The organism is Hymenobacter properus (assembly GCF_015694735.1).
Lineage (GTDB): Bacteria > Bacteroidota > Bacteroidia > Cytophagales > Hymenobacteraceae > Hymenobacter > Hymenobacter properus.
In genome coordinates this window covers 74,279-87,428 of the sequence record NZ_JADQDP010000003.1, presented here as the reverse complement: position 1 = coordinate 87,428, position 13,150 = coordinate 74,279, and the positions used below count along the sequence as shown (strand labels likewise).

Annotated in this window: 10 protein-coding genes; 8 read left to right on the top strand and 2 right to left on the bottom strand. The window is 62.7% G+C overall.

Annotation, left to right across the window (positions count from 1 at the left end):
* Positions 1-63: 63 nt before the first annotated feature.
* Entirely contained in the window at positions 64-1,470 is a 1,407-nt protein-coding gene (locus I2I01_RS12370; RefSeq protein WP_196286800.1) for an alpha/beta hydrolase family protein, read from the bottom strand.
* Positions 1,471-1,625: 155 nt separating this feature from the next.
* On the opposite strand from I2I01_RS12370, the gene uvrA reads away from it, so the two are divergent.
* From uvrA to I2I01_RS12330, 8 genes are all read left to right on the top strand, one after another.
* A complete protein-coding gene (gene uvrA / locus I2I01_RS12365; protein ID WP_196286799.1) occupies positions 1,626-4,466 on the top strand; it encodes an excinuclease ABC subunit UvrA in 2,841 nt (946 codons plus the stop codon).
* A 156-nt stretch (positions 4,467-4,622) separates the two neighbouring features.
* Complete coding sequence (locus I2I01_RS12360; RefSeq protein ID WP_196286798.1) at positions 4,623-5,507, top strand: hypothetical protein; 885 nt, start codon at positions 4,623-4,625, stop codon at positions 5,505-5,507.
* A gap of 65 nt (positions 5,508-5,572) precedes the next feature.
* Complete coding sequence (gene tpiA / locus I2I01_RS12355; RefSeq protein ID WP_196286797.1) at positions 5,573-6,331, top strand: triose-phosphate isomerase; 759 nt, start codon at positions 5,573-5,575, stop codon at positions 6,329-6,331.
* A 101-nt stretch (positions 6,332-6,432) separates the two neighbouring features.
* Complete coding sequence (locus I2I01_RS12350; RefSeq protein WP_196286796.1) at positions 6,433-6,813, top strand: hypothetical protein; 381 nt, start codon at positions 6,433-6,435, stop codon at positions 6,811-6,813.
* Positions 6,814-6,944: 131 nt separating this feature from the next.
* On the top strand, positions 6,945-7,706 hold the full coding sequence (locus I2I01_RS12345) for an ABC transporter ATP-binding protein (RefSeq protein WP_196286795.1): 762 nt from the start codon (positions 6,945-6,947) through the stop codon (positions 7,704-7,706).
* On the top strand, positions 7,685-9,055 hold the full coding sequence (locus I2I01_RS12340) for a hypothetical protein (protein ID WP_196286794.1): 1,371 nt from the start codon (positions 7,685-7,687) through the stop codon (positions 9,053-9,055). Before I2I01_RS12345 ends, I2I01_RS12340 begins: the two co-directional genes overlap by 22 nt.
* A gap of 95 nt (positions 9,056-9,150) precedes the next feature.
* Positions 9,151-9,981 (top strand): 50S ribosomal protein L11 methyltransferase, encoded by an 831-nt coding sequence (prmA, locus tag I2I01_RS12335; RefSeq protein WP_196286793.1) that lies wholly within the window; start codon positions 9,151-9,153, stop codon positions 9,979-9,981.
* Between the two features lie 188 nt (positions 9,982-10,169).
* Positions 10,170-11,939 (top strand): T9SS type A sorting domain-containing protein, encoded by a 1,770-nt coding sequence (locus I2I01_RS12330; protein ID WP_196286792.1) that lies wholly within the window; start codon positions 10,170-10,172, stop codon positions 11,937-11,939.
* 78 nt (positions 11,940-12,017) lie between these two features.
* On the opposite strand, the gene I2I01_RS12325 is transcribed toward I2I01_RS12330, so the two are convergent.
* On the bottom strand, positions 12,018-13,049 hold the full coding sequence (locus tag I2I01_RS12325) for a LacI family DNA-binding transcriptional regulator (RefSeq protein WP_196286791.1): 1,032 nt from the start codon (positions 13,047-13,049) through the stop codon (positions 12,018-12,020).
* Positions 13,050-13,150: the final 101 nt, after the last annotated feature.

Genomic DNA, 13,150 nt, shown 5'->3' with positions numbered 1-13,150 from the left:
TTAAGCAAAAAGCCCGCTCTGGGATAGCGAGCTTTAGCAGGAAAATTTTAAAAATATACCTCGCTACTTCCGGGTGTGCTGTGCTATCCAATCACCAATTAGCTGAAGCGCAGACGGCGAAAAAGTCTCTTCTATAGTCCCGTATTCCTCCGGCCCACCGGTGCCGGCGGTCTGGAAAAGGTGGTTGAGGTCGGGTAGTTCCTTCACGGTCACGTCGCGGTTGCCAGCGGTTTTGAGGGCGGCGGCCGTGGCAGCTAAGTTTTGCGGGGCGGGCACTTGCCGGTCTTTGCTGCCGCCGAGGGCTAGCACCGGGCAGTGCACCTTGGCGAGCGTTTGGGCGGGGCGGTCGGCCAGCAGGTGGCGGTAATCGGGCGAAGTGGCTACGTCAATCTGCGACTCCACCTGCGCGAGGAAGGACGGGTCGGTTGATTGGCCGTAGTTCAGGAGGGGCCGCAGCTTTGCACGGGCTTGCTCATCATTCGGGTTCTGCTCAATTACTTCTATAACTTGCCGTTGCGCCCGTTCCACGTACAGCAGCTGTACGGCATCAACGCCGCTCACTTTAGCAAGGCTTAGCACTTGCTGCACAATCAACTCATCGCCGGGCAAGGCCGGCGCGGCCAGCAACACCAGAAAATCGGGCCCGCCCTGCTGGCCGGCTGCGCCAATTGCCGCCGTGCCGCCCTGGCTGTGCCCCAGCAGCCCCGTGTGGTTTTTTTTCACGCCGGGTTGGGCGCGCAGCCAGGCCAGGGCCGCTTGAGCGTCGGTGGTGTAGTCGGCGCTGGTGGTGCCTTGCAGCGTGCCGCCGCTCTGGCCCACGCCCCGGTCATCGAAGCGTAGCACGGCCACGCCGTGGCGAGTGAGGTAGTCGGCCAGCACGGCGAAGGGCTGGTGGCCCAATATGGTTTCGTTGCGGTCTTCGGGCCCCGAGCCGGTGAGCAGTGCTACGGCCGGAAACGGGCCTTTGCCCGCGGGCACGGTGTAGGTGCCAGCCAGCGTAATGCCGGCCTTCTCATTTTTAAACGTGATGTCGGTAGATTGATAGGGGAAAGGCGCCTTGGGCGTCTGCGGACGTTTGGGGGGCGCTTTTGTAGCGGCGTCCTTGCCGCGGCTGAGGGTGAGCGGAAACGTGCGCGGCCCCTGCTGCCACTGGCCCACCAGCTGCTGGCCGTCGGCCGAGCGGCGGCCGGCAAACTGCGCGACCACAGGATTGGTAAGGCGCAGGTACACGCTGTCGTTGGGCGCGGTGAACTGCAGCGTCAGGCCCTGGGCGTGCTGGGCCGGGATGTCGAGCGTGGCCGTGCGCGGCCCGGTGGCCGGGTCGGTGAGGTGGGCCGTGAGCTCCAGTGGGCCGAGCGTGCCCACCCAGTCGCCGGTAAGATTGGGGCGGCCGGGTTGGGCGCAGGCGCTGGGGAGACTGAGCAGCGCGGCGGCGAAAGCGGCCAGGGCTAGGCGGGTAGGAGTGGGCATAAAAAAGGAGTGAGGGTGCAATGGTACGCAGGTGGTTGAGCCGCTTCAATTATTTAAAACAATTTATTCAGCCCCTCGCCCCGGCCGTACCTTCGCGCTCCCGGCAAATGCCCGCGGCCGAAACCTTCGGACCCGGTTTTGCTGTTAGCTCGTTTATGCCCAAAAAAGACGCTTTGCAGGTGTCGGCCCCGGCCGACAACGCCATTGATGCCCTCGACCCGCGCGAATTCATTCTCATCAAAAACGCCCGGGTTCACAACCTTAAAAACCTCAGCGTGGCCCTGCCGCGCAACCAGTTCATCGTCGTCACGGGCCTGAGCGGCTCGGGCAAGTCGAGCCTCGCCTTCGATACCTTATATGCTGAAGGCCAGCGCATGTATGTGGAGAGCCTGAGCAGCTACGCCCGCCAGTTTCTGGGGCGCATGGACAAGCCCGACGTGGACTACATCCGCGGCATCTCGCCAGCCATTGCCATCGAGCAGAAGGTTAGCATCAAGAACAACCGCTCGACGGTGGGCACCAGCACCGAGATTTACGACTACCTCAAGCTGCTGTTTGCGCGGGTGGGCCGCACGTACTCGCCCGTGAGCGGCGAGCAGGTGCGCAAAGACAACGTGGCCGACGTGGTCGACTTTCTGGGCGCGCAGCCTGAGGGCACCAAGGCCATGATTCTGGCCCCACTGCACCGCGCCGACAAAACCCGCCCTATGAGCAAGGAGCTGGATTTGCTGCTGCAAAAAGGCTACAGCCGCGTGGTGGTTAATGGCGAAACTTCGCAAATCGAGGACCTGATAGGGGAGGGGCAGCCCGAGGTGAAGGGCGACGTCTACATCATGATTGACCGCGCCGTGCTGCGGCCCGGCGACGAGGACCTGCTGTTCCGCATGTCGGACTCGGTGCAAACCGCGTTTTTTGAAGGCCACGGCACCTGCGTGGTGCACCTGAACGGCGACGACGTGCGGACCTTCTCCGACAAATTTGAGCTGGATGGGATGACCTTCGAGGAGCCCAGCGTCAACTTCTTCTCCTTCAACAACCCTTACGGCGCCTGCCAGACCTGCGAAGGCTTCGGCTCGGTGCTGGGCATCGACGAAGACCTGGTGATTCCCGACAAGAGCCTCACGGTGTACGAGGGCGCCATTGCGCCCTGGCGCACCGAGAAGCAAGGCGAGTGGCTGAAGCCGCTGCTGAAAAACGGCATCCGCTTCGATTTCCCCATTCACCGGCCCTACAATGAACTGAGCGAGGCCGAGCAGCGCCTGCTCTGGACCGGCAACAAGCACTTCCAGGGCCTCGACGCCTACTTCAAGTGGGTGAGCGAGCAGACTCACAAAATCCAGTACCGCGTGCTGCAAAGCCGCTACCGAGGCCGCACCACCTGCCCCGATTGCCGCGGTACCCGCCTGCGCAAAGACGCGCAGTACGTGAAGATTGACGGCCGCAGCATTGCCGACCTCGTGCTGCTACCCATCTCGGAAGCCCTTGCCTTCTTTGAGAACATGACCCTGAGTGAGCACGAGCAAAAGGTGGCCGACCGCCTCGTGACCGAAATTAACAACCGCCTCGGCTACCTCAACCGCGTGGGCCTGGGCTACCTCACCCTGAACCGCCTGAGCAACACCCTGAGCGGCGGCGAAAGCCAGCGCATCTCGCTGGCCACCTCCCTGGGCTCGGCGCTGGTGGGCTCGATGTACGTGCTTGATGAGCCTAGCATCGGCCTGCACCCCAAGGATGCCGAGCAGCTCATTGGCGTGCTGCGCTCCCTGCAGCAGCTCGGCAACACCGTGGTGGTGGTGGAGCACGAGGAGAAGATGATGGAAGCCGCCGACCAGATTATCGACATCGGCCCCGAGGCCGGCAGCGGCGGTGGCAACCTGATGTTTCAGGGCACCATGGACGCGCTACTGCAGGACACCGAAACCTACACCGGCCAGTACCTGAGCGGCCGGCTGGAGGTGCCCGTGCCCAAAGTGCGCCGCCCCTGGCGCAACGCCCTGGAGCTGACCGGCGCCCGCGAAAACAACCTCAAAAACGTGAGCGTGAAGCTGCCACTGAACGTGATGACCGTGGTGACGGGCGTATCAGGCTCCGGCAAGAGCACGCTCATCAAGCGCATTCTGGCGCCGGCCCTGATGAAGATGCTGGGCGGCGGCGCGGGCGAAAGCACTGGCAAGTTTGACCGCCTCACCGGCGTGAACGGGCAGGTGACACACGTCGAATTCGTGGACCAGAACCCCATCGGCAAGTCGTCGCGCTCCAACCCCGTCACCTACGTGAAGGCCTACGACCAGATTCGGACGCTCTTCTCGGAGCAGCCGCTGGCCAAAGCGCGCGGCCTCAAACCTTCACACTTCTCTTTTAACGTGGACGGTGGGCGCTGCGAGGTGTGCCAGGGCGAAGGCCAGGTGAAAATCGAGATGCAGTTCATGGCCGACATTTACCTGACCTGCGAAGGTTGCGGCGGCCACAAATTCAAGCAGGACATTCTGGAAATCAAATTCCAGGACAAAGGCATTGACGAGGTGCTGGAAATGACGGTGTCCGACGCCGTGCAGTTCTTCCAGAGCCAGCCCAAAGTGGCAGAGCGCCTCAAGCCGCTGGAGGATGTTGGCCTGGGCTACATCCGCCTCGGGCAGTCGGCCAACACGCTGAGCGGGGGCGAGGCCCAGCGCGTGAAACTGGCCTCGTTCCTCACCAAAGGCGCTACGCTTCAGCAGGATAAGATACTGTTCATCTTCGACGAACCCAGCACCGGCCTGCACTTCCACGACATTGCCAAGTTGGTGGGCGCCCTCAACGCCCTCATCGAGCAGGGCAATTCCGTGCTCATCATCGAGCACAACGTCGACATCATCAAGTGCGCCGACTGGATTATCGACCTCGGCCCCGAGGGCGGCCTCAACGGGGGGCATTTGCTGTTTGAAGGCACCCCGGAAGACATGGTAAAACTGAAAGATACCAATCACACTGCGCGGTTTTTGGCCGAGAAAGTGTAACGTTGTAGCCCCAAGCGCAGCGCCACAAGCAAAGGGACGGCCGTTGCTTCCGAATTTAAGGGAAGCCACGAGAGCTTTTGGCGAGCGAACTGGGGCTACGGGCCTAATCCAACTAATTCATTGGCACGTAGGTAGTAAATCCCACCCTTCTGCACAATGCCACCCTCCACCGTCACGGCACCCGACCAGTACGCTGCTCCCAACACCACCGCTTTCGGCTATGCCTGGCGTTGGCTCACGGCCTTGGCCATTTGGGGCACTATTTTCATCAACTACTACGCCAACGTCCACCCCTTCAATGGCCAGACCATGGGGCAGGTGTCGGCCACGTACCCCACGCTGCTCACGCCGGCGGGCTACGCGTTCAGCATTTGGGGGCTGATATTTCTGAGTTTGCTTGTGTATTCGGTGTGGCAGCTGCTGCCCGCGCAGCGCAAGCTCTCGTTGCCCGACGCCGTGGCCAAGCCGCTCACGCTGGCCTGCCTCGGCGCCAGTGCCTGGGTGGTGCTGTTTGCCTACGAGCTGATTTTGCCCGGCGTGGGTGTGATGCTGCTCATCCTCGGCAGCTTGGCTGTGGCCTACGGCCGGGTGCGGCGCCGCATCTTCGCCGAAGCCGCGCCGGTGTGGGTGGGGGTTCCTTTTTCGCTGTTTCTGGGTTGGATTTCGGTGGCTTCGGTAGTCAACATCACGCTCGGCCTGCGGCACTTGGGCTGGCAAACCGCCGAGGGCGTGTCGGTGACTCTGTCATTGGTCCTGCTGCTGGTGATTGTGGGGCTGTCCCTGATAATGAGTCGGGCGTTCCGCGACCTGGTGTTTCCGCTGGTGGTGGCTTGGGCGCTGGCGTGGCTGTGGGTGGCCCGCGTGCACGAAGTGCCCGAGTTGGGTTGGTTGGCGCTGGCCGGCGCCGTGATGTGCCTCGTGCTCGGCATCACGCTTTCGCGCGTGGGGGGACGTAAAACGGCTTGGCAACTGCGCGACGAAGCCGCCAAAGCCATCGAGGCCGAGATTGCCGCCCGCAACGCGGCCCGGCAGAACCACTAGGCCCGGCCGGCGGTTTGCCCCGTAGCTTTGCGACGAACTCCCATCCTTAATTCGCCCCGCTTAGTATGCGCCAAAACCTCGTTGCCGGCAACTGGAAAATGAATCTGACCTACCAAGAAGGCCTGGCCCTGGTAGAAGAAATTGTACGCCTGAACCAGGCCAACGGCGCCGGGCCCGAAGTGGTGCTGTGCCCCCCATTCCCCTTCCTGACGGGCGTGGGCCAGGCCCTGCCGCAGGGTGGCAAGCTGCACCTGGGCGCCCAAAACTGCCACCAGAAAGAAAGCGGTGCCTTCACCGGCGAAGTTTCGGCCAAGATGCTGGCCTCGGTGGGCTGCGAGTACGTCATTTTGGGCCACTCGGAGCGCCGCCAGTACTTTGGCGAAGACGACGAGCTGCTGAGCCAGAAGCTAAAAGCCGCCCTGGCCGCTGGCCTGAAGCCCATCTTCTGCGTGGGCGAGTCGCTGGACACCCGCGAGGCCGACGAAACGTTCGATTTCATTGGCCAGCAGCTGGCCGCGGGCCTGTTCCACCTCAGCAACGAGGAGTTTGCCCAGGTCACTGTTGCCTACGAGCCCATTTGGGCCATTGGTACGGGCCGCACGGCCACCAGCGCGCAAGCGCAGGAAGTGCACGCCTTCATCCGCGAGCAGATTGCCCGGGCCTACGACGCCCAGGCCGCCCTCGACACCACCATTCTCTACGGCGGCTCGGCCAACGCGCAGAACGCGCGCGAGCTTTTCTCTCAGCCCGACGTGGACGGCGGCCTCATTGGCGGCGCCTCGCTGAAAGCGGCTGATTTCACGACGATTATTCAGTCGTTTTAAAAGAGGGTTGAATTTTTAGGGTTGAATGTTGAGTTGAAAAGCACAACGCGGCATTGGATTTGACATTCAACCCTTAACAATCAAAACTCAACACTGCTCTGATGTTCTTCTCCCTGTTGCTCACGGCCCTGCTGGCCACTGCGCCAGCTCCGGCAGCTGAAGCCCCGGTAGCCAAAGCCACCCACGCTGCCGGCCCGCTGGAACCGTGCAAAATCTTCGGCTCAGTGTACCTCGAAACCGACCCGGCCCGGCGCAGCTACTGCTACGGCACAGTGTACGTGGAGCCCGAAGAAGCCTTTGCCGACGTGCTGGTTTTCAAGGAAAACAACAAGCTATTCGCCGACAAGGCCGGGCTGTGGGCCGATGCTCCCGCCCGCGATTTTGCCGATTATGTGCTGCTGGTGGTGAAGGACCGCAGCCGCGCCGATTTCAGTATTCACTACACCACGGTGCGCTCGTTTGCCGGCTGCAAACAAAACTAGCGAAAGCGTCAAAAAGAACGTCATGCCGAGCGCAGCCGAGGCATCTCGCGTGCAGCAGTAAATCAATTACTATTGCACACGAGATGCCTCGGCTGCGCTCGGCATGACGGCTTCTATATCTCTACCGTTCAATGGAATTAACCCTACAACACCTCACCAAGTCCTTCGGCCCTAAAACCGTGCTGCGCGATTTGAGCCTGACCGCCCAAACCGGCATGTGCGTGGGCGTGCTGGGCCGCAACGGCGCCGGCAAAAGCACGCTGTTCAACCTGCTCACCAACGTGCTGCTGCCCAGCAGCGGCCAGATTCTGCTCGACGGGCAGCCGCTGGGCGAGACGTTTCCGGTGGCGGTGAAGCGGCGCATGGGCGCGCTGGTGAACCAGGCTTATCTGGTGGAACAGCTGACGCCGGAGGAATACCTGCGCTTCGTGGCCCGCATCTACGACCTGCCCGATGCTCAAACGCGCATTGAGAGCCTGCTAGCTCACCTGCTGGAAGACTACGACGCCGTGCGCCACAAACGCCTCAGCTCGTTCTCGACGGGCATGAAGCAGAAGGTAGCCATTGCCTCCTGCCTGCTGCACCGCCCGGAATTGCTGATTCTGGACGAGCCCTTCAATGGCCTCGACGTGTTTTCGGCCGAGAGCGTGCTGGCGCTGCTGAACAGCTACCGGCCCCAGGCGCTCACCTTCGTGTCGTCGCACAACCTGGCCCACATCGAGAAGGTAGCCACCCACCTGCTCGTCATCGACGAGAGCGAGGTGAAGTACTGGGGCGCGATGCAAGATTTCCTGAATGGCCAGCAGGCCTTCCTGGGCGACGCGCTGCTGCAACTCATTCACCCCGCCGCCAACACCAACCAGGACCTGACATGGCTGACTACGCAACGCTAGGGCACTTTCTGCCCTACCTGCTGCGCCGCCGCCTGCAGGCAGTGCTCTGGCCCGAAAGCGCGGCGGGGCGCGTTTCGGCCCTGTTCCTGTTGCTGCTAATGACGGGCTACGGCCTTGGCTTCGGTCTTTTGCTTCGTAATAGCAACTCGGACAAGGTGGCCGAAATGCTGCCCGAACTGCTCATCGGCGTGAATGCCGGCCTGTTGGCCTCGGCACTGCTGGTCGATTTCCTGCCCGCGCTGCGGCCCGTGACGCGGCCCCTGCCGGAGCATTTCCCCGTATCGGCCCGCCAAAACGTACTCACGGCCTTCCTGCTCGATTTGATTACGCTGCGGCGGCTCATCATCGTGGCCGCGCTGCTGGCGGCGGTGGCCGTGGCGCCGCGGCAGGGACTGGTGCCCGGCTTCACGCTGCTGCTGGTGCTGGGCGCGGCGGCGCTGAGCTTCAACGTGCGCCTGCTGGGGGCCTTGCGGCGCTGGCGGCACCCGCTGCTGGCCCTGCACGCCCTGAGCCTGGGCCTGATGCTGTGGTGGCTGGCGCACCCCGCGGCGCCTTACTACACGGCGCTGGGCGTAGGCATGGCCCTGCTGCCGTGGGCGCTGTGGGCAGCGCAGCTCTACTGGCTGGCGCCCTATTTCAGCGCCCGCTACCTGCCCGTCAAAACCGGCGCGGCTACCGGCGCCACCCTGGCCCGCCTGCCGCTGGAGTGGAAGGTGTACGTCCGCAAAACCTGGATGCCGCTGCTTATGGGCTTGGTCTTCAAGGTGGGCATGGTGAGCGTTACGGGGCTGTACATGCTGGGCGAAGACGGCAGGATGGAGAACCAGGGATTTTTCTATTTCGCCTTCATGCCCGTCATCGGCTTCACCTACGCCAACAACAACCTGTACGGCTACCTGGGGCCGTTTGTGGCCAACGAGTTGCAGCGGCTGGGGCTCACCTCGCGCCTGCTGGTGCTGTACGCGCGCATCGTGGGGCCGGTGGTGCTGGTCGACTGCCTGCTGTCGGCGGTGTTGCTGCTGGGCTTGTACCCGGCCCGGCACTGGCCGCTACTGGGCCTGCTGCCGCTGAGTGCGGCGGCATTCAGCAGCCTGGGGCTGTGGGGCAGTCTCTACCAGGCCAAGCCAGTGGCTGGACCAGTGGATTTTGGCGCGCTGCGCAACAACGCATCTAAAGTGATGAGCTTGTGCACCATTGTGCTGGCGGCGCTGCTGTACTTTATTCCGTGGTGGTGGCTGCGCATTTTAGTGGCGGGCCTGGCCACGGTTTCGGCCGCGTGGCCGCTGCGCGAGGTGCTGCGCAACAACGGCGAACTGCGGCGCAGCCTGTGGCGCGGCATTGGGGCCTGAGTTTTTGGGCGACCTTTGTTGGACGAAAAGAGAACGTCATGCTTCGGCTGCGCTCAGCATGACGTTCCTGATGCTCATTTCTCATTAACACAAAAATGGATTTCATTGAACTGACCGTCGAAGCCCCGCGCGAGCTGGCCGACATACTGGTGGCCGAGCTGGCCGAAGTAGGCTTCGACACTTTTGAAGATACCGACGACGGTTTCCGGGCCTACACCACCGAAGACATCTTCAATCCCGACGCCGTGGAGGAAATCATGGCCCGCTACTCGGGCATTGGCGACCTCAACCACTCGCACCGCACCATTACCCGCCAAAACTGGAATGCGGAGTGGGAGAAGAACTTCCAGCCGCTGGTCATTGCCGAGCGGGTATCGGTGCGGGCGCCGTTCCACCCCGAGCCGGCGGGCGTCGACTACGACATTGTGATTATGCCGCGCATGTCCTTCGGCACGGGCCACCACGAAACCACGGCTTTGATGATTGAAAACCAGCTCGATATTGACCATAAAGGCCTGCGCGTGCTCGACATGGGTACCGGTACCGGCATTCTGGCCATTATGGCCGAGATGCTGGGCGTCCGCCAGGTGCTGGCGGTGGATACCGAGCCCTGGACGGTGGAAAACGCCCGCGACAACGCCGCCGAAAACCAGTGCCACAACATCGAATGCCGCCTGGGCGGCGTGGAAACACTGGCGAATGAGGAGCCTTTTGACCTCATCCTGGCCAACATCAACCGCAACGTGCTGCTCGAAGACATGCACGAATATGCCCGCCTGCTGCCCAGCGGCCGGCCCATCCTGTTCAGCGGCTTCTACGAGGAAGACCTCCCGAAAATTCAGGCCGAGGCCAGCAAGCACGGCCTGCGCTACCAGCGCCACCGCACCTTGCGCAGCTGGGTGTCGGCCATTTTTGAGAAGGAGTAGCGTGAGGGTAGGATGAAGGGCCGAAAATGGCATCGTTCCCGGCAACGATTGCGCGAATAAAAAGCCGCCTGGCAGCACAGGCCGGGCGGTTGGGGCGTCATATTTATAGGGGAATTACCGGGCGGTGCAGTCGCGTTGCGGCCGTAAGACCCGGTAATTTTTGCTATTCTACTCCCAATTATTTCGCCATGATTTCTTTTTCCTCTCGCTTTATTTCTTCGGCCCGCGTCCGTTTGGGACTGGGGCTGCTGGCCACGGTGAGCGGCCTGGCCGCCACGGCGCCGGCTCAGGCGCAGCAGCTGGCTTTTCCGGGCGTGGAAGGCGCCGGCCGCTTCGTGACGGGCGGCCGCGGCCGCGCGGCGCAGCCCACCACGGTGTTTGAGGTGACCAGCCTGGCCGATACCAACACGCCGGGCACGCTGCGCTACGCCATCAGCCAGTCGGCCACGGCGGCTCCCTACCGCACCATCGTGTTTCGGGTGTGCGGCACCATTCACCTCACCAACCGGATGAACATTCCGGCCAACACCACCATTGCGGGCCAGACCGCGCCGGGCGACGGCATCTGCTTGGCCGACCGGCAGGTGACGGTGAACGGCAACAACGTGATTATCCGCTTCATGCGTTTCCGCACCGGCGATGCTTACCCGCAGCAAACCGGCATCGGCATGACCAACGGCAACGGCGACGAGGACGCCCTGAGCAGCACCGAGCGCAAGAATATTGTGATTGACCATTGCACCATGAGCTGGAGCATGGACGAGGCCTTCACCTTCTACGGCGCCACCAACGACTCGATGACCCTGCAGTGGAACCTGATTTCGGAGCCGCTGAACTACTCCTACCACTTCGAAACGGGCGATACCGACTACGAGCGCCACGGCTACGGCGGCATCTGGGGCGGCCGGCGGGCCACGTTCCACCACAACTTGTTTGCCCACTGCGTGAGCCGCACGCCGCGATGGAACGGCACCCGCTACGGCGCCGCCATCGGCTCGGAAAACTGTGATTTCCGTAACAATGTCATCTACAACTGGGGCACCGGCGCCAATGCCTACGGCGGCGAAGGCGGCAACTACAACATGGTGAACAACTACTACAAGTACGGCCCCAGCACCGGCACCAGCACCACCGGCCGCTCGCGGGTGTTCCAGGCCTACAAGCAAACCAGCGCTCCGGTGCTGCCTTATCCGCAGCTGTACATCGCGGGTAACTACGTGGATGGCAACCCGTCTGTGACGGCCGCCAACTGGAAAGGCGTATCCATGAACGGTGGCTCGGCTGCCGACACGGCACTGTCGAAGGTGACGACGCCCTTCAACATTGCGCCGCTTAATACCCAAACGGCCCAGGACGCTTACGCTTCGGTGCTGCAGGGTGTGGGCTGCGTGCTGCCCGTGCGCGACCCGCTCGACCAGCGCATCATTAACGACGTACAGAACCGCACCGGCGCCATCATCGACGTGCAGGGCGGCTTCCCGCACGGCACTCCCATCAGCACCTCGCAGGTGGCCTGGCCGGTGCTGAACTGCGGCGCGGCCCCCGCCGACTCGGACCACGACGGCATGACCGACGCCTACGAAACGGCCAACGGCCTCAACCCCAACAACGCCGCCGACCGCCAGTTCATCGCCGCCAACGGCTATACTAACCTCGAAAACTACCTCAACGGCCTCGTTACCATCGTGACGGCCAGCAAGCCCACCGGCGCCACCCTCACGCCGCTGCAGCTCTACCCCAACCCCGCCAGCGAACAAATGACCGTGATGCACCCCCGCGCCACGGCTGCCGCCACCCTCACCGTCTACAACTTCGTGGGCCAGCGCGTAGCTTCGTTCGCGCCCAGCGCCGGCGGTGTGGCCACGCCGGTAAACCTGAGCCGCTTGGCCAAGGGCAACTACCTGGTGGTATTCACTGATACTGATGTGAGCCTGACGGCGAAATGCACGCGGGAATAGGTTTGAATCAGAATGCAGAATAAAAAACACCCGCTTGGTAATTCAAGCGGGTGTTTTTTATTCTGCATTCTGGTTTTGCTACCTCGCCACCTTTGCTACCGGGCGCGACGACTCGCGTACCACTAGCGTGGTGGGCAGCTTGATGGTATTGGGACCGGTGCTCTTGCGCTTGCGCTCAATGAGCTCGATGAGGCGCTCGGCGGCGAGCTGGCCAATTTCCTGGGCCGGCTGCGTCACGGTGCTCAGGGGTGGGCTCAGCAGGTGGGCCGATTGGGAGTTGGTGAAGCTGAGCAGCGCCACCTGCTCGGGCACGCGAATGCCGCGCTGCTGCAGGGCGCCCAGGCAGCCCAGCGCCAGCCGGTCGGAGGCTGTGAAAAACGCATCCGGGGGCGGGGAGAGGGCCAGCAGCTCGTCCACGAGCGGCTGGGCCTCGTCGGGGCCGAAGGTGCCGTAGCGCACCAGGTTTTCGTCGTAGGGCACGCCGTATTGCTCCAGGGCGGCGCGGTAGCCGGCCAGGCGCTCCTGCGCAATGCTGAGGTAGGGCGGAATGGTGAGGTGAGCAATGCGCCGCCGGCCCGTTTGCAACAGGTGCGAAGTGGCAGCGTAGGCCCCGCCGAAGTTGTCGGCCACCACCTGCGTCACATCCAGCTCGCCGGCTACGCGGTCAAACAACACCAGGGGCATGCCCTGGTCGATGACGGTTTGCAGGTGCTTCACATCGGAAGTTTCGCTCGACAGCGAGAGGAGCAGGCCATCGACGCGACGCGACACGGCCTGCTGCACGTTGGCCACTTCGCGCTCGTAGCTTTCGTGCGTCTGAAAGATGATGACGTGGTAGCCGCGGTTGTAGGCAATGGCCTCAATGCCGTTGATGGCCTGCGAAAAGAAGTTGTTCGCAATCTGCGGCACAATCACGGCCAAGGCCTTGCTGCTGCTGCCCTTCAGGCTGAGGGCAATGGGATTGGGGCGGTAGTTCAGCCGTTCGGCGTACTCCATCACCAGCCGCTTGGTTTCGGGGCTGATTTCGTAGCTGTCGCGCAGGGCCCGCGATACCGTCGACGTCGACAGGTTCAGGGCGTGCGCGATATCCTTGATGGTGACGGGGTCCAAGCGCGTTGAGAAAGGAAGTAAGAAAAACGGCGGCCGTCGGGGCCGCTCACCTGAGGCTAGTGGCTGGACGGCGCGAATAGTTTCATCCGGTAAAAAAGCGT